Origin of the sequence: Actinomadura napierensis, from assembly GCF_039529375.1 — a bacterium.
GTDB lineage: Bacteria > Actinomycetota > Actinomycetes > Streptosporangiales > Streptosporangiaceae > Spirillospora > Spirillospora napierensis.
Genome location: NZ_BAAAMR010000097.1, coordinates 1 through 22,275, shown reverse-complemented (window position 1 = coordinate 22,275; position 22,275 = coordinate 1). Strand labels below are relative to the sequence as shown.

Genomic DNA, 22,275 nt, shown 5'->3' with positions numbered 1-22,275 from the left:
TTTCCCCCCCCCCGGGGCCCGCCGGCGCCGGGGGGGGCGCCCCCCCCCGCCGGGGCCCGGACGGTGCGGCGCTAGTGTGACGGCCATGGCGAAGAACAGGGAGACCCCCGTCGTCCTCTCGCGGATCTACACCCGGACCGGCGACGACGGCAGCACCGCGCTCGGCGACGCGTCGCGGACGAGTAAGACCGACCCCCGCCTGGCCGCCTACGCCGACGTGGAGGAGGCCAACGCCGCGATCGGCGTGGCCCTGACGCTCGGCGACCTCCCGGAGGAGTTGAGGGCGCTGCTGATCCGCGTCCAGAACGAGATGTTCGACGTGGGCGCCGACCTGTGCGCGCCGGTGGTGCCCGACCCCGAGTACCCGCCGCTGCGTGTCGACCCGTCCTACATCGAGCGCCTCGAGGCGGCCTGCGACGAGCACAACGCCGACCTCGAGCCGCTGCGCAGCTTCATCCTGCCGGGCGGCACCCCCGGCGGGGCGCTGCTGCACGTCGCGCGGACGGTGACGCGGCGCGCCGAGCGGTCCGCCTGGGCCGCGATCGAGGCGCACGGCGCCGCCCCTGTCGGCGAAGCGGGCGTGAGTGTCCCGGAGGCCCCCGAACGGGGCGTCAACCCGCTCACCGCCGCCTACCTCAACCGGCTGTCGGACCTGCTGTTCATCCTGTGCCGCGTCGCGAACGCCGGCCACGGCGACGTGCTGTGGAAGCCGGGCGGCGAACGCTGAACCGGGGCGGGGCGGGGTGGGGTTAGCCCCACCCCTGGAACGCCGGTCCGCCTCCTGTCGGCGCGGCCCGCCGCACGGCAGGCTGTCCCGTGACGGGGGCGCGAGGCGAGCGGCGGGGAGAGACACGACGTGAGGACTCTGGCAGGAGCGGCGGCGCTGGCCGGCTCGGCGGTGCTGGCAGGAGCGGCCGTGACGGGCTGCGGGCTCAGCTTCAGCCGCCACGCCGAGGACCGTTCCTACACCGCGCCGGACGGCGTCGGCGCGCTGAAGGTGTCGCCGGGCGACGGGTCGGTGCAGATCACCGCCTCCGACTCCCCCGGCATCAAGGTCACCGAGCATCTGCGCTGGTCCAACGACCGCAACAAGCCCCAGCCGCGGCACAAGGTCGACGGGCGGACGCTGTCGCTGTCGGCGAAGTGCGGGCACAGCGTGATCGGTTCCAACCCGTGCCGGATCTCCTACCGGATCCAGGTGCCGCGCGCCACGGCCGTCGACGTCCGCGCCGGCTCCGGATCGATCCGGGTCTCCGGCCTGGCCGGGACGGTCCGGCTGCACGGCGACACCGGCGCGGTCACCGCGACGGACCTGCGCACCTCCTCGGCGACCCTCAGCGCGGGGCCGGGGAACGTGCGGATCTCGGGCCGCGCCGACGTCGCCGACCTGCACACCGACACCGGGTCGATCACCGTGGCGGGCCTGACGTCCGGCCGGTTGACGGCCCGGACCGGCGGCGGCGGCGTCCGGATGGGCGGCCGCGTCACCTCCGCCGACGTGCGCACCGACACCGGCGGCGTCTCGACGGGCGGCCTCAGAACCGACCGGCTGGCGGTCAAGACCAACGCCGGCTCGATCCAGCTCAAGCTGGGCGCGCCGCCGCAGCGGCTCCAGGTCACCAGCGACACCGGCTCCGTCCGGCTGGGGCTGCCCGGCGCCCCGTCCTACGCGGTCGCGCTGCACACCGGCACCGGCGGCAAGGACGTCGACCCCGGCATCCACCAGGATTCGCGGGCGCCCCGGCTGGTCACCGTCGAGACCAACGCCGGCCACATCGCGATCAAGCCCGTCTGAGCCGGTCCGTCACGGCCGGCGCGCTCAGCGGAGCAGGTACGGGCCCTGCCGTTCGGGACGGTACGGCGCCGTGGGAACGGCCGCGACGCGCGCCTCCCCGTTCACCGGGAGCGTGCTGGCGGCCAGCCGCTGCGTCGCGTAGGCGACGCCGTCGACGTTGGTGTCGAGCAGCTTGAGGTCGACGTTCTTCATCCGGTCGCACTTGGCGTGGTAGCACGGGTCGTACGCCTTGCCGGCCGTCCCGCCGTACGCCTTGGCCTCAGCCGCCGTCTTGACGCCCTCCGCGCCCGTCTCGATGCCGCCGGACGGGATGCCCTTCTCGACGAACGGCCCGTAGTCCGAGCGGCCGTCGAACGGCGACTGGGTCACCGGCAGGTGCCGCCCGGCGAAGTAGTCCCGGAAGATCTTCTCGATCGCCCCGGACCCGGCCGGCGGGACGGTGCCGCTGTGCGAGGAGTGGTCGCCGTCGTAGACCGCGCGGGTGCCGTTCGGCGAGCCGAGCATGTCGAAGTTCAGGTCCAGCGCGATCTTGCCCCGGTCCGCGGCGCTCAGCGTCCGCACGTAGTGCGCCGAGCCCATCAGGCCCTCCTCCTCGGCCCCCCACCAGGCGAAACGCACCCGGTTGCGCAGGTCCTCGGCGGGCAGCTTGCCGATCTTCTCCGCGACCGCCAGCAGCGCCGCCGCGCCCGTCGCGTTGTCGTTGATCCCCGGCCCGTCGGGGACGCTGTCCAGGTGCGCTCCGGCCACCACCACGTTGCCGGCCCGGCCCCGCTTCGTGTCGGCGATGACGTTGCTCGCCGACCGCCGGCCGTGCACGGTGTCGGTCCGGACGCGCAGCTTCAGGCCGCCCTTCCTCGCCGCCTTCGCAAGCTCCGACCCCACCTTGAAGGACGGGCCCACCACCGGGATCGGCGCGACCTTCTCCACCGTCCCGTTCACCGGGCCCTTCTCGCCCGGTCCGTTGAAGATCACCGCGGCGGCGGCGCCCGCGGCCCGCGCCTTGGCGACCTTGGTGGAGAACGCGCACGTCCCGCGCTGCATCAGCGCGATCGAGCCCTTGCGGAAGCCCGCGAAGTCGTCGCTCTCGCAGCCGCTCGTCCCCACGCCGGAGGCGGGAAGATCCACCGCCGCCACCGGCGCGGTCACGTCCCCCGCGCCCGAGTATGCGAACGTCACGAAGTCCGTGCCCACCTTGTAGGACGCCTTGGACGGCGCCGTCCGCGCGAGCGTCGGCTCCGAGCGCTCCCGCCAGTACGGGAACGTGAACCGCTGCACCTTCGGCGTGAACCCGGCCTTCTTCAACCGGCCCGCGACGTACCGGACGGACACCTTGAAGCCCTGCCCGCCGACCGCGCGGTTCCCGCCGTTGTAGTCGGCGATCTCCTGGAAGGCGTCCAGGTGCCGCTGGACGTCCTTCAGCGTGACCAGCGCCGCCAGGTCGGGGCCCGCCGGCGCGCCGGACACGGCGGCGGCCTGCGCCCCCGGGACGGCGGCGGCCGACAGCGCCACGGCGGCGCCGGTGATGAGCTTGCGCACGTGCACTCCTGCGGAGACGGGAACGGAGCTGTGACCAGGGCCGATCATGAGCCCGGGACCCGCCCGCCGCAAGGATCGCCGGAGCGACCCGGCCGTTTCGATACCGCCGCCTTACCGTCCGCACGCCAACCCGCGGCCGAATCACCGCCCGGCCCCCCCGGCACCCGCGCACCCGGCATCCCGCGTGCGGCCGCGCCGGACGGGTCACTCCGGCGGGTGCACGTCCACCGGGAAACCGGGCGGCGCCGCCTCCAGCCAGGCCAGGAACCCGGTCAGCGCCGCCGCGCCCATCGCCAGCTCCACCACCCGCGCGCCGTCGCGCACCTCGATCACGCTCACGTCCGGCAGCAGCCCGTCCGCCTCGTCCGGCCCCGGCGTCCGCCGGTTGGACACGACGAGGCCCCGGCGGTGGATCACCTGCCGGGGCCTTCTCCGGAAACCGAACACGCGGTGCCAGTGCAGCTCGTCGCCCCGGTACCGGCCGATACCGAGGCGCCACACCCCCGGCGCGGCGTCCGGCCCCGCGCCCTCGCCGGGCATCGTGCGCAGGCTGCACTCCACGGTGCCGCCGCCGCGGACGAACAGCCAGCGGCGCACGGCCATCGTCACGAACACGAGCGCCACCACCAGGACGAACCCGGCGAGCACCCCGCCCGCGTCAAGTGCCAGGTGCCCGCCCAAGTCCCCCCGCCGTTCGCTCGATGCGAAAAACTAGACCTCGATGCCCGCCGCGCGCAGCCGCGCCCGGGCCCGCCGCTCCGGCGTCGCGTCCTCGCCGTCGCCGGCCAGCGCGCTCTCCAGCGCCTGCCGGGCCTCCTGGACGTCGATCTCGTCGCCGACCTCGGCCTGCTCGGCCAGGATCGCGACCTCGTCGCCGGCGACGGAGAAGAACCCGCTGCCGACCATCACGCTGACCCGCTCGCCGCCGTCGGCCGGCTCGATGGTCACCACGCTGCCGTCCAGCAGCACGCCCAGCACCGGGGCGTGGCCCGGCAGGATGCCGAGCGAGCCCTCGATGGTCTGCGCGACCACCGTCCTGGCCTCGCCGGACCAGATCTCGCGCTCCGGCGAGACCAGCCCGACCTTCAGGGTTGCCACGTCTCAATCCTCCGAATACTGGAGCGGTTCCGGCGGGGCCGTCCGGACGCGCGTCCGGACGGCCCCGCCGGAGCGGACTACTTCTCCAGCTCCTTGGCCTTCTTCTCGACGTCCTCGATGCCACCGCACATGAAGAACGCCTGCTCGGGCAGGTGGTCGTACTTGCCCTCCGCCAGCGCCTTGAACGAGGCGATCGTCTCGTCCTTCGGCACCGTCACACCGGGCTGGCCGGTGAACTGCTCGGCCACGTACATCGGGTGCGACAGGAACCGCTCGATGCGCCGCGCCCGCTGGACGGTGACCTTGTCCTCCTCGGACAGCTCGTCGATGCCGAGGATCGCGATGATGTCCTGCAGCTCCTTGTACTTCTGCAGGATCCGCACCACCTCCTGGGCGACGGAGTAGTGCTCGTTCCCCAGGATCTGCGGGTCCATGATCCGCGAGGTGGAGTCGAGCGGGTCCACCGCCGGGAAGATGCCCTTCTCGGAGATGCTCCGTGCCAGCGTGGTCGTCGCGTCCAGGTGCGCGAACGTGGTGTGCGGCGCCGGGTCGGTGATGTCGTCGGCGGGCACATAGATCGCCTGCATCGAGGTGATCGAGTGACCGCGCGTCGAGGTGATCCGCTCCTGCAGCACGCCCATCTCGTCGGCCAGCGTCGGCTGGTACCCCACCGCGGACGGCATGCGCCCGAGCAGCGTGGACACCTCCGAGCCGGCCTGGGTGAACCGGAAGATGTTGTCGATGAACAGCAGCACGTCCTGGTTCTGGACGTCGCGGAAGTACTCCGCCATCGTCAGCGCGCCCAGCGCGACGCGCAGCCGGGTGCCCGGCGGCTCGTCCATCTGCCCGAACACCAGGGCGGTGTCCTTCAGGACGTCCGCCTCGTCCATCTCCACCCAGAGGTCGTTGCCCTCACGGGTGCGCTCGCCGACGCCGGCGAACACCGAGGTGCCGCCGAAGTTGCGGGCGACGCGCCGGATCATCTCCTGGATGAGGACGGTCTTGCCCACACCCGCGCCGCCGAACAGGCCGATCTTGCCGCCCTTGACGTACGGGCACAGCAGGTCGATGACCTTGATGCCGGTCTCCAGCATCTCCGTCCGGGACTCCAGCTGGTCGAACGCCGGCGCCTTGCGGTGGATGCCCCAGCGCTCGTTGATCTCCAGCGAGGCGGTCGGGACGTCCAGCGCGTCACCGAGGGCGTTCCACACGTGCCCCTTGGTGATGTCGCCCACCGGCACCGCGATCGACTCACCGCTGTCGGTCACCGAGGCGCCGCGGACCAGTCCGTCCGTCGGCTGCATCGAGATGCACCTGACCATGTTGTCGCCCAGGTGCTGGGCGACCTCGAAGGTCAGGGTCTTCTCCTCGCCGCCCAGCGTGACCTGCACGTTGAGGGCGTTGTAGATGTCCGGGATGGCGTCGGCGGGGAACTCCACGTCGACGACCGGGCCGATGACGCGTGCGACGCGCCCGGTCGCGGTCGCCGTCTCTACCTGTGCAGTCATTGTCACTCCCCGCCAGACTCGGCGAGCGCGTCAGCGCCACCGACGATCTCGCTGATTTCCTGGGTGATCGCGGCCTGCCGCGCCTGGTTCATCTGGCGCGTGTAGACCCCGAGCAGATCATTGGCATTGTCGGTCGCCGACTTCATCGCCCGCCGCACCGACGCCTGGAACGACGCCGCCGACTGCAGCAGCATGTGGAAGATGCGGCTCTCGACGTAGTTGGGCAGCAGCAGGTCCAGCGCGGCCTGCGCGGACGGCTCGAACTCGTAGGTCGGCAGGACGTGGCCGTCGCCGTCGCCCTCGGCCACCTCCAGCGGCATCAGCCGCCGGACCTGGACCTTCTGCGTCAGCATCGAGACGAACTCGGTGTAGACGACGTGGATCTCCCCGACCCCGCCCTCGGCGTCGGTCTTGAGGAAGTCCTCGGTCAGCCGCCGCCCGATCCGCTCGGCGTTGGCGAAGGCGGGGCGGTCGCTGAACCCGTGCCAGGTCTCGGCCACCTCCCGGTCCCGGAACCGGTACCAGGTGATGCCCTTGTTGCCGACCACGTACGGGACCGGCTCGCGGCCCTGCTCGCGCAGCGCGGTGATCAGCGACTCGGCCTCGCGGATGACGTTGGCGTTGTAGGCGCCGCAGAACCCGCGGTCGGAGGTGATGATGAGCACCGCGCTGCGGTTGTCGGTCGGCTGCTCGTGCAGCAGCGGATGGTCGATCCCGACACGGTGGCTCACCAGCGCGGACAGGGCCTGGGTGATCCGGTCGGCGTACGGCTTGGAGGCCGCCACCGCCGCCTGGGCCTTGACGATCCGCGACGTGGCGATCATCTCCTGGGCGCGCGTGATCTTGGCGGTCGACTTGACCGTCTTGATCTGCTGCCGGAGTTGACGAAGCTGTGCGGGCATGGCCGATCAGCCCTTCTTGACGCGGGTGATCGTCTCCTGCTCGACGGCCTCGTCCTCGATCGCCTCGGCGGACTCGTCCCCGGCCAGCAGGTCGCCCTCGCCGGTCTGGAAGCCCTTCTTGAACTCCGTGATGGTGTCCTTGAGGCTGGTGAGGTCGTCGTCGGTCAGCTGGCCGGTCTCCCGGATCGAGGTCAGCAGGCCCGCGTCCTCGCGCTCGACGTAGTCGAGGAACTCGCGCTCGAAGCGGCGGACGTCGGCGACCGGGACGTCGTCCAGCTCACCGGACGTGCCGGCCCACACCGACACGACCTCCTGCTCGATCGGGAACGGCGAGCCCTGCGGCTGCTTCAGCAGCTCGACCAGGCGGGCGCCGCGCTCCAGCTGCGCGCGCGAGGCCGCGTCCAGGTCGGACGCGAACGCGGCGAACGCCTCCAGGTCGCGGAACTGCGACAGCGCCAGCCGCAGCGTGCCGGCGACCTTGCGCATCGCCTTGATCTGCGCGGAGCCGCCGACCCGGGACACCGAGATGCCGACGTTGATCGCCGGCCGGACGCCCTGGTTGAACAGGTCGGTCTCCAGGAAGCACTGCCCGTCGGTGATCGAGATGACGTTCGTCGGGATGTAGGCCGACACGTCGTTGCCCTTGGTCTCGATGATCGGCAGACCCGTCATCGAGCCGGCGCCGAGGTCGTCCGACAGCTTCGCGCAGCGCTCCAGCAGCCGCGAGTGCAGGTAGAAGACGTCGCCCGGGTAGGCCTCGCGGCCCGGCGGACGGCGCAGCAGCAGCGACACCGCGCGGTAGGCCTCGGCCTGCTTCGACAGGTCGTCGAACACGATCAGGACGTGCTTGCCCTGGTACATCCAGTGCTGCCCGATCGCGGACCCGGTGTAGGGGGCGATGTACTTGTAGCCCGCCGGCTCCGACGCGGGAGCCGCCACGATCGTGGTGTACTCCAGCGCGCCGGCCTCCTCCAGGGAGCGCCGGACGTTGGCGATCGTGGAGCCCTTCTGGCCGATCGCGACGTACACGCAGCGGACCTGCCGCTTCGGGTCGCCCGACTCCCAGGCTTCCTTCTGGTTGATGATGGTGTCCACGCAGACCGTCGTCTTGCCGGTCTGCCGGTCACCGATGATCAGCTGGCGCTGGCCGCGGCCGATCGGCGTCATCGCGTCGATCGCCTTGATGCCGGTCTGCAGCGGCTCGCCGACCGACTGCCGCTGCACGACGCTCGGCGCCTGCAGTTCCAGCGCGCGGCGCTCGGTGCTCTCGATGGGGCCCTTGCCGTCCAGCGGGTTGCCCAGCGCGTCCACGACGCGGCCGAGGAAGGCGTCGCCGACCGGGGCCGAGAGGACCTCTCCGGTGCGGCGGACCTTCTGGCCCTCCTCGATCTTGCTGAAGTCGCCGAGGACAACGGCGCCGATCTCGCGCACGTCCAGGTTCAGAGCCAGGCCACGGGTACCGTCCTCGAACTCAAGGAGTTCGTTCGCCATCGCGGAGGGCAGGCCCTCGATGTGGGCGATACCGTCGCCCGAATCGACGACGGTGCCGACCTCTTCGCGCGCGGCGGCCTCGGGCTCGTACGACTGGACGAAGCGCTCCAGCGCGTTCCGGATCTCATCCGGACGGATCGTCAGCTCCGCCATGATTCCTCTCTTGCTCCCTTTGGATCAGCTCGGCCGGCGTCAGCCGGTACCGAGCCGCCGGCGGACGTCGTCCAGCCGTCCGGCGATCGTGCCGTCGATGATCTCGTCCCCGATCTCGATCGACAGGCCGCCGATCGCCGTGGGGTCGAGTTCGATGTTCAGGTGTACTTCGTGGCCGTAGGCGGCGGCGAGCACCGCGGCGAGCCGGGTGCGCTGCGCGTCGGTCAGCGCGACCGGGGTGCGGACCAGCGCGACCAGCCGCTCCCGCCGGCGGGCGACGATCCGGCCGTACTCGGCCAGCCCGCCTTCCAGGCTACGTCCTCGCGGGCGCAGCACCAGCTCGGTGACCAGGGCCAGCGTGGCCGGCTGGACCTTGCCCTCCAGCAGCGTCGTGACCAGGCCCTCCTTGCGGTCGGCCGGCAGGCCGGGGCCGGCCAGCGCACCGCGCAGCCCGACCTCGCCCTCGATGACCCGGGAGAACCGGAAGAGCTCGTCCTCCAGGTCGTCGAGCCGGCCGGCCGCCTCCGCGCGGGCGGACTCGGCGGTGACCGCGAGGGTCTCCACCGCGTCCGACAGCTCCGAGGGGGTGGACCAGCGCATCCGGACGACGTCGGCGACCAGCCCGAGAGCGGCCGGCGACACCTTGCCCTCCAGCAGGATCCGGACGAGCTGCGCCTTGTCCGCGCCGTCCCGCGCCGGGTCGGAGACCGCCCGCCGCAGGCCGTGCTCGCGGTCGATCAGGTGCAGCACCGCGAACAGGTCGCCGCCGAGCCCGTCGAGGTCGGGGCCGGCGGAGGAGATGACGGCCTCCAGCCGGTCCATGGCCTCGGCCAGCGACGCCCTGCTCACCGCTCCCGTGATGGTCATGATGTGATCTGCTCCTGCGTGCGGGCGCGCTCCTCGAGCTCCTCGAGGAACCGGTCGACCACCCGGCTCTGGCGGGCGCCGTCCTCGAGGGACTCGCCCACCACGCGGGAGGCCAGCTCCACCGACATCGAGCCGATCTCGGCGCGCAGCGAGGTCAGCGCCTGCTGGCGCTCGGCCTCGATCTGCGCCTTGGCGGCGTCGATGATGCGGCGCGCCTCGGACTGGGCCTGCTCCTTCATCTCGGCGATGATCTGAGCGCCCTGCTCCTCGGCCTTCTTGCGCAGCTTGGACGCCTCGATCGCGGCGTCCTTCTGCTGGGCCTTGTACTGCTCGAGCGTCTGGCGGGCCTCCTCCTGCGCCTGCTCGGCGCGCTTGAGGCCGCCCTCGATCGCGTCGGTCCGCTCCTCCAGCGTCTGCTGGATGCGCGGGGTGAGGATCTTGCCGATGACGACCAGCACGACGACGAACGAGAAGATGCCGACGACCAGCTCGTACGGGTGCGGGACGAGAGGGTTGTTCTCCTCCGCCGCAAGGACGGAAGCTGCTGTGATCATGTCTGCAGCCCTTCCTCAGGTGGCAGGGGTGGTCAGACGCTCTTGAAGATGAACGGCGCGACCAGGCCGATCAGGGCGAGCGCCTCGGTGAGGACGAAGCCCAGCATCATGTTGGTGCGGATGACGCCGGTCAGCTCGGGCTGGCGGGCGATCGCGTTGACGCCCTGGCCGAAGATGATGCCGATGCCGATGCCCGGGCCGATGGCAGCGAGGCCGTAACCGATCGCGGTGACGTTACCGTCGACGGCGGCGAGGACTCCCGTCATGGGTTCTTTCCTTTTCTGTCGGCCGGCGGAGAGTCCGCCGGTCTGGGCTTGAGCGAGGTTGTCGGTTTCGGGCCGGGCGCCGGGGGGCACTTCCGACCCGGAGGGCTAGTGCTCCGCCTCGAGGCCGCTCTGGATGTACATGGCGGCCAGCATGGCGAACAGGAAGGCCTGCAGGAACTGGATCAGCAGCTCGAAGGCGGTCATCACGATCGTGACGAGGACGCCGACGATGCCGACGCCGAACCCGGCGACGGTGGGCTTCTCGAACAGGAACCAGAAGCCGACGAGGCTGAAGAACGCGAGGATGGTGTGGCCGGCGAACATGTTGGCGAACAGCCGGACCGCGTGCGTGAACGGCGCCAGGATGAAGGTCGAGAGGTACTCGATCGGCACCAGCAGGATGTACATCGGCTTCGGCAGGCCCTTGGGGAGCATGTCGGTGAAGTACCGGGCGCCCTGGTGCTTGATGCCCAGGTAGACCTTCAGGCAGTACACGAAGAGCGCCAGCACGATCGGGAACGCGATGTGCGAGGCGATCGGGAACTGGATGATCGGGATGACCGAGAAGATGTTCCAGACCCACACCAGGAAGAACAGCGACATCAGCAGCGGCATCCACCGCTCGGTGTTCTTGCCGAGGAACGGGCGCGCGATCTGGTCCCGGACGAAGATGTAGCCGACCTCGCCGACGTTCTGCATGCCCCGCGGCACGAGCTTCGGCTTGGCGAACGCACTCCAGAAGAACGCGCAGATCAGCAGGGCGCCGACGACCGCGAACAGCACCGGCTTGGTCAGCCAGCCCGGGGCACCGGAGAACAGGGGTGGGAAGTCGAAGATCTCAGGCCCCGGGGCCTGGAACTCCTCCCCACCGGAGGAGGCGAGGACCGTCAGCGCGTTCACGCGGCGTTCCCTTCGTCAATGTGGTGATGTTTCACGTAGGCTTCCTCGGCGGCGGGGCCGCTCAGGAGGAGTGGCGACCGTACTGCACGTAGACCAGGTAGACGGCGAGCGCGACACCGACGACCAGCCCGATCGGGATCAGCCACGCCCACCCGGTCCACCAGGACAGCAGCCACCCGATCCCGCCCCAGATGATCATGCCGGACAGGAGGTAGCTGGGCACGGACCAGGCGACGTCGGCGAATTCCCGCTGGCCGTCCTCGGGCCGGCGCTTCTGCTCGCTCATCGCGCTCCGGACGATAGCAGGCCATGCCTGCGGTGGTCATATTGGAGTAGTCCGCCAGGACCGTGCGCCGCGCGGATGTCACGGACATCACGGACTCCGGTCCAGGGCGCCTTCGGGCTCGTCAATGTAGGGCCTCCGCTGCAGGGCGACGCGGAACTCGGCGGCGATCCAGCACAGGGCCAGCGCGATCACCGCCCAGCCGAAGACCTTGGTGTTCCAGACCGAGACCCCGTCCATGGCCGTGACCAGGACCATCACCGCGAGGATCTTCACCATGTAGCTGGCCAGCGCGGCCAGCATCATGGTCTGGGCGGAGATCTTCCCGGCCCAGGAGACCGCGACCGCGCTGACGGAGAAGAACGCGAGCACCACGACGGTGGCCAGCGCCGCCGCCAGCGCGCCCTTGCCGCCCGCCGTCAGCAGGCCGATCAGGACGGCGCCCACCCCGACCGCCCCGGTCGGGATCGCGGCGCCGCGGAGGATCCGGGCGTCGGAAGATTGCATGAGGGCTCCGGCTGGTCACGTTCAGTGGTCGTCTCTTGTTCGTGAAAGGTATCACAAGCGTCCGGAATGTCCACAATTACCCTAGAGGTAACGCCCTGCCCGGCCTCGGCCCGGGCGCGGAGCCACGCTCGCACCACGGACCTTAACCCAGGTCACGGCACCCGATCCGGGGAACGGCCGGGACGCGCCGCGGGCCGAGGGCCGCGGTGGACACGAGGCGTGAACACGTTCGAGAGGGTCGTCGCACCCTACCCGGGGGCCGCCCGCTCTACACCGGTAATCCGAATCGTATTCGACGGCCTGTAGTACACCGTCCCGGCGCCGGGTGGCGCTCGTCACCGCACCGGGCGGACCTTCGCGCAGGTCGGCGGCCGGACCCGGTGGTCAGACCCGGCGGCCGGACCGCGCGGCCGGACCCGGCGGTCAGACCGGGAGCCGCGGGCGGGCCGCGGGCTGCTGCCCGGTGTCGCCCGGCTCCGCCGCCGCGCCCCCGCGCCGGCCGCGCGGCCGGCCGAACCGCAGCATCAGCAGCACCCCGACGATCGCGATCAGCAGCGTCGCCCCGAGGGTGATCCACGCGGCGTTGAACAGCGCCAGCCCGACCAGCCCGGAGGCCAGCAGCCCCACCCAGAAGTACATGATCAGCACGGCGCGGCGGGTGGAGTGGCCGAGCTTCAGCAGCCGGTGGTGCAGGTGCTGCTTGTCCGGCGAGAACGGCGACTTGCCCTGGTTGGTGCGGCGCCAGACCGCCAGCAGCATGTCCATGAACGGGACCGCGGCCACCGCCGGGATCAGCAGCAGCGGCACGTACAGCGGGAACAGCCCGTTGGCCAGCACCGCCGGGTCGAACTGCCCGGTCAGCAGGATGGTGGACGCGCTGAGCAGCAGCCCGATCAGCATCGAGCCGGTGTCCCCCATGAAGATCTTCGCGGGGCTGAAGTTGTGCGGCAGGAAGCCCAGGCACATCCCGAACAGCACGGCCGCGGTGAGCGTCGCCCCGCTCAGCGTGGACATCCCGTTGGTCTTCGTCAGCAGGTAGGCGTAGCCGAACAGGCCGAGCGCGGCGATCCCGACGACCCCGGCGGCCAGCCCGTCCAGCCCGTCGATGAAGTTCACCGCGTTGATCGTGGCGACCACGACGAACACCGTCAGCGGCACCCCGTAGGCGGGCGGCAGCGCCAGCGACTCGCCGTTCGGCAGCGGGATCGAGTAGATCTGGATGCCCTGCATGATGAAGATCCCGGCGGCCGCGACCTGCCCGGCGAACTTGGTGAGCGGGTCGACCTCCCACCGGTCGTCGGCGATCCCGACCAGCACGATCAGCCCGCCCGACATCAGCAGCGCCTTGCCGGCGCTGATGTCGCCGTTGGCCAGCACCCTGCGCATCTCCGGCAGCCCGGACGCGACGACCAGGGCGGCCACCATCCCGCCGAACATCGCCAGCCCGCCCAGCCGGGGCGTCGGGATCACGTGCACGTCCCGGTCGCGGGGCACGGCCTGCGCGCCGAACCAGACGGCGAACCGGCGGACCGCGGGCGTCAGGAGATAGGCGACCAGGGCGGCGACCAGGATGGTGAGCAGGTATTCCCGCAACTCCCCCGCGCCTCCCTTCGCCGATCACCACTGCTGCACATGCCCCGAATGAACGCACCGTCACCTGGACGAGGTTCCCGACCGGGTAAGACGTCCGCCAGGCGCGATCGGTTCGCCGTCGCGACCGGCCAACTCTAGTCCCACCGGGCCCCATCCGCCGCATATCGCGCCGTCTCGGACTTCCGGCCGTGCAGCACGGCCGCGCCGATGATCACGAACGCGAGGCCCGCCAGCGTCCGGTCGCCGAGCGAGAACGCCCACGGGCCGCGGTCCAGCACGTCGTCCGCGGCGTCCGAGACGATCAGCAGCGCGCCCACCGCGGCCAGTAGCGCGCCCATCCGCCGGCGCGGCACCGTCCCGCGCGCCGCCAGCACCACGGCGACCAGCGCCAGCGCCAGCGCGGCGGTGCCCGGCCAGGTGCCCGCCCAGTGCGGCCGCGCGTAGTGCGGCGGCGCGACGCTGATCGCGTGCTTGGGCAGCCGCACCCGGACCGTCATCCCCTCGTGCGGGGCGAGCGCGCTCTGCGCGAAGTCCACCGCGTAGCGGCCGTCGCGGTGGCCCAGGCAGCGCGTCGTGGCTCCCCGGCTGCCCGCCCGGCACGTCACGTGGCGCAGCGGCACCGGCGACTCGACCCGGACGACGGCGTCGCCGATCGGCACGCCCCAGCTCGTCCCGATCGCGTCCCACACCAGCTCGTCATGGTCGGTATAAGGGGTGAACGCCCAGCCCACGGCGTACTCGATCACGTACGCCTGCCGGCCGCGCACCTCGCGGCGCCGGTCGCCGACCGTGATCTGCAGGTCGTTCAGCAGCCGCATGGTCCGGGCGCGGGCGGGCGCGCCGGTCGAGGAACCCGCGCTGACGCCCCGGACGTCGAACAGCCGGTTCGCGCGGCGGAACGGCACCCGCCGGACGATCCCCTGCTCGCCGCCGCGATCGAAGTCGTAGGTGATCGTCTCCCGGACGTAGACAACCCCGTCGCGGCCGAGGGTGAGGACCACGTCGTAGGTCGGGATGCTCTCGCGGGGCACCGCCCCGCCCGCCGCGTCCGCCGCCACGGCGGGCAGCGCGAACACGACGATCACCAGCAGCACGCCCGCGGCGAACGCGGGCCCCCGGACACGGGCACGCATTTAAGAGAACTTATTGCAGCGCCCTCGGCGCCAGGCGGTGAACCGCCCGTTCATTACCCTGCCGGCGGCGGCCGGGGGCGGTCAGCTCACTGATCGTCGTTCGGCTTCGCCGGGGCGGCGGGGCCGGCTTCGGCCGCCTTGGGGGCGTCGGCCGCCTCTTCGGGGACGTTCGGCGCGGCCTGCTCGGGCTTGCTCTTGTCGGGGTCCGTCGTCTCGGCGGCACCCGCGACGAGGCCGGCTTCCTCCTGCGGCGTCCCGGGCGCGTCGGCGGCCTCGGGCGGGACGTCCGGGGCGTTCGCCGCCTCGGGCGGAACGGACGGCGCGTCCGCCGATTCCGGCGGGGCCTGCGGGGCGTCCGCGGACCCGCCCGGGACGGACGGGGCGTCCGCGGACCCGGACGGGGCGTCGGCGGGCTCAGCCGGGGCGGAGGCGGGCTCAGCCGGGGCGGAGGCGGGCTCAGCGGGCGCGTGGGCGGCTTCGGCCGCGGTGTGCTTGGTGAGGGAGGGCTTGGTTTCCCCGGCGCCGGAGGCGGACGCTGTGAGCTCCGCCGGCTCCGGCGGCGCGGCCGGCTCGTCCTCGTCGGTCAGCAGCACGCCGACGACCGCGCGGATCTTGTCCTCGGGGATCGCGCCGAGGCGCAGCAGCCGCGGCACGGAGCCGGTCAGGTCGATGATCGTCGATGGGTCGGCGTGCCCCGACCGGCCGCCGTCCAGGTACACCGAGATCGAGTCGCCGAGCATCTTCTCCGCCTCGTCGGCGTTGCGCGCGGCGGGCTCGCCGGAGAGGTTCGCGCTGCTCACGGCGAGCGGCCCGGTCTCCTTGAGCACCTCGACGGCGAGCTCGTGCATCGGCATCCGGACGGCGACGGTCCCCTTGGTCTCGCCGAGGTCCCACATGAGGTTCGGGTTGGCGCGGCACACCAGCGTGAGCGCGCCGGGCCAGAACTCGTCGATCAGGTCCTGGCCGTAGGTGCCGAGGTCCTCGACCAGCGCGGTCGCGGCCCGCACGGACCCGACCAGGACCGGCGGCGGCATGTCGCGCCCGCGGCCCTTGGCGTCCAGCAGCGCCTGCACCGCGGCGGGCGTGAACGCGTCGGCGCCGACCCCGTACACCGTGTCGGTCGGCAGGACGACCAGCTCACCGCGCCGGACGGCCGAGACGGCGTCGGCGATTCCACGGGTGCGCTCCATCGGCTCGGAGCAGTCATAACGTCGGCTCACGGTCGCCCGTCTTCCCATCTGCGCGGCGCTCGTCCTTTATGGCACGGCCCAGGATAGCCCCGTGACGTGCGGTGCCGCGTCCCGAGCCGGACGGGCCCGGGCCCCGAGGGGCCCGGTCTAGTCGGAGACCAGGCGGGCGGTGACGAACCGGTCCCGGTTGGTCAGGTCGCGGCGGTTGCGGACGTCCCGCCAGCCGTTCTCCTCCGCGAAGATCCAGTAGACGCCGTTGCCCTGCAGGTCGCTGTGCTCGACGGCGACGTGGCCGCCGGGGCGCAGCAGGCGGCGGGCGGTGCGCTCCACGATCCGGATCGCGTCCAGGCCGTCGTCGCCGCCGCCCCACAAGGCGTCCGCGGGGTCGTGGTCGCGGACGTCGCGGGGCACGTACTCCCATTCGCTCATCGGGATGTACGGGGGGTTGCTGACGACGAGGTCGACGGTGCCGTCCAGCTCCGGCAGCGCATTGCCGAAGTCGCCCAGATGCAGGCGGACGCGGCCCCGCTCGTCCAGTTCCTCGATGTTGCGGGTCGCGTGCACGAACGCCTTGGGGTCCTTCTCCACGGCGTGCACGCGCGCGCGAGGGGCCTCCAGGGCGATCGACAGGGCGATCGCCGCCGACCCCGTCCCGAGGTCGACGACCAGCGGATCGCGGACGTCCATGTCGCGCAGCGTCTCCAGCGCCCAGCCGACCATCACCTCGGTCTCCGGGCGCGGCACGAACACCCCGGGGCCGACCTTCAGCTCCAGGTAGCGGAAGAACGCCCGGCCGGTGATGTGCTGGAGCGGCTCGCCGGCCTCGCGGCGCGCGACGTACTCCCAGAACCGGGCGTCGAACGCGCCGTCGGGCACCCCGTGCAGCTCCAAGCGCTTCACCCCGTGCACCGCCGCGGCCAGCTCCTCGGCGTCCGCGCGCGGCGAGGCCGCCCCCGCGTCCGCAAGCCGCGCGGTGGCCCTGGCGATCTCGTCCAGCAGCAGCGTCATGACCGTGCCTCTCGAGGGGGGACGACCCCCCACGCCCCCCGGTTCGCTGCGCTCATGACCGTGCCTCTCGAGGGGGGACGACCCCCCACGCCCCCCGGGTTCGCTGCGCTCATGACTTCTGGGCTTCGGCCAGCCGGCGTTCCATGTCCGCGTCGACCAGCGCCTGCGTCACGTTGTGCAGGTCCCCGTCGAGCACCTGGTCGAGGTTGTAGGCCTTGTAGCCGACGCGGTGGTCGGAGATCCGGTTCTCCGGATAGTTGTAGGTGCGGACCCGCTCGGACCGGTCGACGGTGCGGACCTGGCTCTTGCGCTCGGCCGCCGCCGCCGCGTCCGCCTCCTCCTGCGCCATCGCCAGCAGCCGGGACCGCAGGATCCGCAGCGCCTGCTCCTTGTTCTGCAGCTGGCTCTTCTCGTTCTGGCAGGAGACGACGACCCCGGTCGGCAGGTGCGTGATGCGGACCGCGGAGTCGGTGGTGTTGACGCTCTGCCCGCCCGGCCCCGACGAGCGGTACACGTCGATGCGCAGGTCGTTCGGATCGACCTGGACGTCGACGTCCTCGGCCTCGGGCGACACCAGGACACCGACGGCGCTGGTGTGGATGCGGCCCTGCGACTCGGTCGCGGGCACGCGCTGCACCCGGTGGACGCCGCCCTCGTACTTCAGCCGCGTCCAGACGCCCTCTGTTTCACCCCCATGGCTACGCCCCGCCGCCCCCCAATCCTGCGCGCCCTTCTTCGCCTTCACCGCGACGGTGACGTCCTTGTAGCCGCCGAGATCGGACGGGTGGGAGTCGAGGACCTCGGTCTTCCAGCCGACCCGCTCGGCGTACCGCAGGTACATCCGCAGCAGGTCGCCGGCGAACAGTGCCGACTCCTCGCCGCCCTCACCGGCCTTGACCTCCAGGATCACGTCCTTGGAGTCGTTGGGGTCGCGGGGGACGAGCAGCCGCCGCAGCCGCTCCTCCAGTTCGTCCCTGCGCTTGTCCAGGTCGGCGGCCTCGGCGGCGAACGCCTCGTCCTCGCCGGCCAGCTCGCGGGCGGTGGCCAGGTCGCCCTCGGTGGACGCCAGCTCCCGGTGCGTCTCGACGATCGGCCGCAGCTCGGCGTAGCGCTTGCCGAGCCTGCGCGCCAGAGCCTGGTCTGCGTGGACGGACGGGTCGGAGAGCCGCCCCTCGATGCCGGCGTATTCGCTGATGAGTTCGTCGAGATTCACGGTGTGTCCTGGCCCGTCCCGGCCCGGGGGCGCGGCGGCCTCCGGAAGCCGACTCCGGACGGCCCGGGGACCTGGAGAGTCCCCGGGCCGTCCCTGGTGGCTGTGCGGCGCTGTGCGTGGTCGGCCGTGTTACTTGCCGGCCTTCTTCTTGCCGAAGCGCTGCTCGAAGCGCGCCACCCGGCCGCCGGTGTCGAGGATCTTCTGCTTGCCCGTGTAGAACGGGTGGCAGTTGGAGCACACGTCGGCGTGGATCACGCCGTTCTCGGCGGTGCTGCGGGTCTCGAAGGTGTTGCCGCACGTGCACGTCACGGTCGTGACGACGTAGTCCGGGTGAATGTCGGGCTTCATGGGTTCTCCTCGCATGGGGCGGTCGCCGGGCGCTCCCGCTCGCCGGGCCTTTCCATGGGCGTGTTCCATGGGACGGGGCCACGGGAGATCTGGGAGGCGTGAACCGGTACCGCAGCGGTTGCAGTCCAAGTGTGCCAGATACCCGAACGTGCCGAGGTCACCGGTCATTCCCGATCTTGCACGGCCGCGGGGCCCGGGGCGCTCGCGATCGGGTGCGGGCGCGGTCCGGGTGCGGGCGGTCAGGAGCCGGCGCGGCCCAGGTAGGCGAGCACGGCCATCACCCGGCGGTGCCCGCCCTGCGCGGGCTGCAGGTCGAGCTTGGCGAAGATGTTGGAGATGTGCTTCTCCACCGCGCCCTCGGTGACGACCAGGTCCTGCGCGATGGCGCCGTTGGCGCGGCCCTGCGCCATCAGCCCCAGCACCTCGCGCTCGCGCGGCGTCAGCGCCTCCAGCGGGTCGCCGGTGCGGCGCCGACCGAGCAGCTGGCCGATCACCTCCGGGTCGATGACCGTCCCGCCGGCGGCGATCCGGCGGACCGCGTCGATGAACTCCGCGACGTCCGACACCCGCTCCTTCAGCAGGTAGCCGACGCCCTCGGCGCCGCCGCCGATCAGGTCCGTCGCGTACCGCTCCTCCACGTACTGCGACAGGACGAGGATCGGCGTGCCGGGCCGGCGCTCGCGGACGGCCAGCGCCGCGCGCAGCCCCTCGTCGGTGAACGACGGCGGCATCCGCACGTCCACGATCGCGAGGTCCGGTTCGTGCTCCTCGACGATGCCGAGCAGCCCCGGGCCGTCCCCGACGGTCGCGACCGTCTCGATCGCCGCGTCCGCGAGCAGCCGGACGAGCCCTTCGCGCAACAGCACCGAGTCCTCGGCGATCACTACCCGCATGCGCCCATTATCGGGCCTCGCGGGGCGCGCCGGGTCCCGTCACCAGGTGCAGGGAAGGTCCGCGCGGATGATCGTCGGCCCGCCGGGCGGGCTGTCCACGATCAGCATGCCGTCGATGGTGGCGGCCCGGTCGGCCAGCCCGGACAGCCCGCCGCCCGGCCGCGCCACCGCCCCGCCGGCCCCGTTGTCGGTCACCTCGACGACCACCCAGCGGTCCTCGCGGGCGACCCGGACGGACGCGCGGGTCGCCCGCGCGTACTTGGCGATGTTGGCCAGCGCCTCGGCGACGATGAAGTAGGCGATGCTCTCCACCGCGGCCGGCGGGCGCTCCGGCAGGTCGACGTCCACCTCGACGGGAACGGGCGCGCGGCCCGCCAGCCCGGACAGCGCCGGGTCCAGGCCGCGGTCGGTGAGGATCGCCGGGTAGATGCCGCGTGCCAGGTCGCGCAGCTCGGTGATGGCCTCCCTGGTGCCCGTGTGCGCCTGCTCGATCAGCGCCCGCGCGCCCTCCGGGTCCTCGTCGAGCTTCGCGCGGGCCCGGCCGATGTCCATCGCGACGGCCAGCAGCCGCTGCTGCGCGCCGTCGTGCAGGTCCCGCTCGATGCGGCGGCGTTCGAACTCCGCCGCGTCCACGCCGCGCGCCCGGCTGGCCCGCAGGTGCGCCGTCCGCTCCCGCAGCTCCAGGTTCTCCGCCTGGGACGCGTTCGGGCCGAGCATCAGCCGCGCCCACGCCGCGTGGGCGAGGGCCATGGAACGGGTCACGTACATCGCCAGGACGAGCACGACCAGCCCCGCCGCCGACACCGGGACCGCCTCCACCGGATTGCCGGACCAGTACGTCACCCATCCGAGATTGATCTCCATGCCGCCGCCGAACAGCACGATCAGCGGCATGAACAGCAGGGTGCCCGTCAGTGCCCACGTGAAGGCCGACGCCACGAACTCCACCAGCGTGACGGGGAACAGCAGCCCGAGGTAGACCAGGTCCTTCCAGGTGGCCGGGTCGGCGGCCATCGTCCTCAGCCGGACGAACGGGTTGCGGCCCTCGGGCGGCCGGCGGTACGGGTCGGGGACGGCGACGCCGAACGCCGCACCGACGAGCCGGCGCTCCAGCCGCGCGCCGAACCGCCACGCCACCATCAGCAGCGCCAGCAGCGGGAACCCCACCCAGATGATCAGCGTGCCGATCGACACCGCGAGCCCAGCGACGAGCACCACGAACCAGGTCAGCCCGAACGCGAGACCCACCGCCAGGTACACCGCGGAAAGCCAGGTCAGCGGGGAGCGGACCATCGCGACCGGGTGCCAGGAGGCGTTCGCGACCGTCACCCCGGCGCGCCCCTCCGTCCGCGTCGCGCCGCCGGGCCCGCCGCCGGCCCCGCCACTCGCCGGCGGGCCCGCGGCGCCCCCGTAGTCCCTGCTCAGCTCGCCCACGTCGTCCCTCCACGCCCGTTCCAACCTACGGTGCAAGCCTGCCTTCCGGGACGCCCGGCCACCATGCGGGCCCCCGCCCGAACGGAGGTGGGGCTAACCCCACCATCGGCGCCCGCCGACGGCACGGGAACGCGGAACGCCCCCGCCCGGAACCCGGACGGGGGCGTTCACGGCACAGGGGACTAGCGGTCGTCGGAGACCGTGGTCTTCTGCACCTGCAGCAGGAACTCGGCGTTGGACTTGGTCTCCTTCATCTTCTCGATGAGGAGCTCCAGCGCCTGCTGGGTGTCGAGCGCGTGCAGCACCCGGCGCAGCTGCCAGACGACCCGCAGCTCCTCCGGCGCCATGAGGATCTCCTCCTTGCGGGTGGACGACTGGTCGACGTCCACCGCCGGGAAGATCCGCTTGTCGGCGAGCGACCGGTTGAGCTTCAGCTCCATGTTGCCGGTGCCCTTGAACTCCTCGAAGATGACCTCGTCCATCCGGGAGCCGGTCTCGACCAGCGCGGTGGCGAGGATCGTCAGCGAGCCGCCGTTCTCGATGTTGCGGGCCGCGCCGAAGAACCGCTTGGGCGGGTACAGCGCGGTCGAGTCGACACCACCGGACAGGATGCGCCCGGACGCCGGCGCCGCCAGGTTGTAGGCCCGGCCGAGGCGGGTGATCGAGTCGAGCAGCACGACGACGTCGTGGCCCAGCTCCACCAGCCGCTTCGCACGCTCGATCGCCAGCTCGGCGACCGTGGTGTGGTCCTCGGCGGGACGGTCGAAGGTCGAGTGGATGACCTCGCCCTTCACCGTCCGCTGCATGTCGGTGACCTCTTCCGGACGCTCGTCCACCAGGACGACCATCAGGTGGCACTCCGGGTTGTTCTTGGTGATCGCGTTGGCGATCGCCTGGAGCACCATCGTCTTGCCGGCCTTCGGCGGCGACACGATCAGCCCGCGCTGGCCCTTGCCGATCGGCGAGACCAGGTCGATGATCCGGGTGGTCAGGATGTTCGCGTCGGACTCCAGCCGCAGCCGCTCCTGCGGGTACAGCGGGGTCAGCTTGGAGAAGTCGACGCGGCCCTTGGCCTGCTCCGGCTCCATCCCGTTGACGGTGTCGAGCCGCACGAGCGCGTTGAACTTCTCGCGCCGCTCGCCCTCGCGGGCCTGCCGGACGGCGCCGGTGATGACGTCGCCCTTGCGGAGGCCGTTCTTGCGGACCTGCGCGAGCGAGACGTACACGTCGTTCGGGCCGGGCAGGTAGCCGGTGGTGCGGACGAACGCGTAGTTGTCGAGGATGTCGAGGATGCCCGCGACCGGGATCAGGACGTCGTCCTCGGTGATCACCGGCTCCTCGTAGCGCTCGCGGGCGCCGCCGCGGCCGCGGTTGCGCTCGCGGAAGCGGCGCCCGCGCCGGCTCCGGCCGCCCTCGTCGTCGTCGTGCTGGCCGCCGCCGCCCTGGCTCTGGCCGCTCTGGCCGCGCTGCCGGCCACCGCCGTCGCGGTCGCTCCGGTCGCTCCGGTCGCCGCGCTCACCGCGGTCGCCCCGCTCACTGCGGTCACCGCGGTCGCCCCGGTCGCGGCCCTCGCCGCGCTCACGGCCGCCGCGCTGGCGCTGGC

General features: G+C 72.1%; 23 protein-coding genes. 2 read left to right on the top strand and 21 right to left on the bottom strand.

Features of this window, described 5'->3' with window-relative positions; translation table 11 throughout:
• The first annotated feature begins 85 nt into the window (after window positions 1–85).
• Window positions 86–727, top strand: a complete 642-nt coding sequence (locus ABD296_RS37775; RefSeq protein WP_344278962.1) for a cob(I)yrinic acid a,c-diamide adenosyltransferase — start codon at window positions 86–88, stop codon at window positions 725–727.
• A gap of 129 nt (window positions 728–856) precedes the next feature.
• On the top strand, window positions 857–1,795 hold the full coding sequence (locus ABD296_RS37770) for a DUF4097 family beta strand repeat-containing protein (protein ID WP_344278959.1): 939 nt from the start codon (window positions 857–859) through the stop codon (window positions 1,793–1,795).
• Window positions 1,796–1,819: 24 nt separating this feature from the next.
• Here the strand turns inward: ABD296_RS37770 and ABD296_RS37765 are convergent, their stop codons facing one another.
• The 21 genes from ABD296_RS37765 to rho all read right to left on the bottom strand — a co-directional run.
• A complete protein-coding gene (locus tag ABD296_RS37765) occupies window positions 1,820–3,331 on the bottom strand; it encodes a M20/M25/M40 family metallo-hydrolase (protein WP_344278956.1) in 1,512 nt (503 codons plus the stop codon).
• 204 nt (window positions 3,332–3,535) lie between these two features.
• Entirely contained in the window at window positions 3,536–4,012 is a 477-nt protein-coding gene (locus ABD296_RS37760; protein ID WP_344278953.1) for a DUF2550 domain-containing protein, read from the bottom strand.
• A gap of 30 nt (window positions 4,013–4,042) precedes the next feature.
• Window positions 4,043–4,429 carry a F0F1 ATP synthase subunit epsilon gene (locus ABD296_RS37755; RefSeq protein ID WP_344278950.1) on the bottom strand — a complete coding sequence of 129 codons (387 nt, stop codon included), beginning with the start codon at window positions 4,427–4,429 and terminating at the stop codon, window positions 4,043–4,045.
• Between the two features lie 77 nt (window positions 4,430–4,506).
• A complete protein-coding gene (gene atpD, locus ABD296_RS37750) occupies window positions 4,507–5,937 on the bottom strand; it encodes a F0F1 ATP synthase subunit beta (protein WP_344278947.1) in 1,431 nt (476 codons plus the stop codon).
• Window positions 5,938–5,939: 2 nt separating this feature from the next.
• Window positions 5,940–6,839 (bottom strand): F0F1 ATP synthase subunit gamma, encoded by a 900-nt coding sequence (locus tag ABD296_RS37745; RefSeq protein WP_344278944.1) that lies wholly within the window; start codon window positions 6,837–6,839, stop codon window positions 5,940–5,942.
• Window positions 6,840–6,845: 6 nt separating this feature from the next.
• Window positions 6,846–8,483 carry a F0F1 ATP synthase subunit alpha gene (atpA, locus tag ABD296_RS37740; protein ID WP_344278941.1) on the bottom strand — a complete coding sequence of 546 codons (1,638 nt, stop codon included), beginning with the start codon at window positions 8,481–8,483 and terminating at the stop codon, window positions 6,846–6,848.
• A 39-nt stretch (window positions 8,484–8,522) separates the two neighbouring features.
• A complete protein-coding gene (locus ABD296_RS37735; RefSeq protein ID WP_344278938.1) occupies window positions 8,523–9,350 on the bottom strand; it encodes a F0F1 ATP synthase subunit delta in 828 nt (275 codons plus the stop codon).
• On the bottom strand, window positions 9,347–9,904 hold the full coding sequence (locus ABD296_RS37730) for a F0F1 ATP synthase subunit B (RefSeq protein WP_344278935.1): 558 nt from the start codon (window positions 9,902–9,904) through the stop codon (window positions 9,347–9,349). The genes ABD296_RS37735 and ABD296_RS37730 overlap by 4 nt, the downstream gene beginning before the upstream one ends.
• Before the next feature lie 32 nt (window positions 9,905–9,936).
• Window positions 9,937–10,170 (bottom strand): ATP synthase F0 subunit C, encoded by a 234-nt coding sequence (gene atpE / locus ABD296_RS37725; protein ID WP_285910949.1) that lies wholly within the window; start codon window positions 10,168–10,170, stop codon window positions 9,937–9,939.
• Window positions 10,171–10,275: 105 nt separating this feature from the next.
• Window positions 10,276–11,070, bottom strand: a complete 795-nt coding sequence (gene atpB / locus ABD296_RS37720; RefSeq protein ID WP_344278932.1) for a F0F1 ATP synthase subunit A — start codon at window positions 11,068–11,070, stop codon at window positions 10,276–10,278.
• A gap of 61 nt (window positions 11,071–11,131) precedes the next feature.
• Window positions 11,132–11,356, bottom strand: coding sequence for an AtpZ/AtpI family protein (locus tag ABD296_RS37715; protein WP_285910951.1), 225 nt, complete (start codon window positions 11,354–11,356; stop codon window positions 11,132–11,134).
• Window positions 11,357–11,443: 87 nt separating this feature from the next.
• Window positions 11,444–11,860 (bottom strand): hypothetical protein, encoded by a 417-nt coding sequence (locus ABD296_RS37710; protein WP_344278926.1) that lies wholly within the window; start codon window positions 11,858–11,860, stop codon window positions 11,444–11,446.
• 423 nt (window positions 11,861–12,283) lie between these two features.
• Window positions 12,284–13,453, bottom strand: coding sequence for a glycosyltransferase family 4 protein (locus ABD296_RS37705; RefSeq protein ID WP_344278923.1), 1,170 nt, complete (start codon window positions 13,451–13,453; stop codon window positions 12,284–12,286).
• A 134-nt stretch (window positions 13,454–13,587) separates the two neighbouring features.
• Window positions 13,588–14,586: a DUF2207 domain-containing protein gene (locus ABD296_RS37700; protein WP_344278921.1), complete on the bottom strand. Its 999-nt coding sequence runs from the start codon at window positions 14,584–14,586 to the stop codon at window positions 13,588–13,590.
• 86 nt (window positions 14,587–14,672) lie between these two features.
• On the bottom strand, window positions 14,673–15,806 hold the full coding sequence (locus ABD296_RS50715; protein ID WP_407061556.1) for an L-threonylcarbamoyladenylate synthase: 1,134 nt from the start codon (window positions 15,804–15,806) through the stop codon (window positions 14,673–14,675).
• 117 nt (window positions 15,807–15,923) lie between these two features.
• Window positions 15,924–16,784, bottom strand: coding sequence for a peptide chain release factor N(5)-glutamine methyltransferase (prmC, locus tag ABD296_RS37690; RefSeq protein ID WP_344278918.1), 861 nt, complete (start codon window positions 16,782–16,784; stop codon window positions 15,924–15,926).
• A 109-nt stretch (window positions 16,785–16,893) separates the two neighbouring features.
• Window positions 16,894–17,997: a peptide chain release factor 1 gene (gene prfA / locus ABD296_RS37685; RefSeq protein WP_344278915.1), complete on the bottom strand. Its 1,104-nt coding sequence runs from the start codon at window positions 17,995–17,997 to the stop codon at window positions 16,894–16,896.
• A gap of 129 nt (window positions 17,998–18,126) precedes the next feature.
• Window positions 18,127–18,345 (bottom strand): 50S ribosomal protein L31, encoded by a 219-nt coding sequence (gene rpmE, locus ABD296_RS37680; RefSeq protein ID WP_151544542.1) that lies wholly within the window; start codon window positions 18,343–18,345, stop codon window positions 18,127–18,129.
• Between the two features lie 239 nt (window positions 18,346–18,584).
• Entirely contained in the window at window positions 18,585–19,238 is a 654-nt protein-coding gene (locus tag ABD296_RS37675; RefSeq protein WP_344278908.1) for a response regulator transcription factor, read from the bottom strand.
• Between the two features lie 39 nt (window positions 19,239–19,277).
• Window positions 19,278–20,672: a sensor histidine kinase gene (locus tag ABD296_RS37670; RefSeq protein ID WP_344278905.1), complete on the bottom strand. Its 1,395-nt coding sequence runs from the start codon at window positions 20,670–20,672 to the stop codon at window positions 19,278–19,280.
• Window positions 20,673–20,854: 182 nt separating this feature from the next.
• Window positions 20,855–22,275: transcription termination factor Rho (gene rho, locus ABD296_RS37665; protein ID WP_344278902.1), on the bottom strand; the 1,421-nt coding region annotated here is incomplete at its 5' end.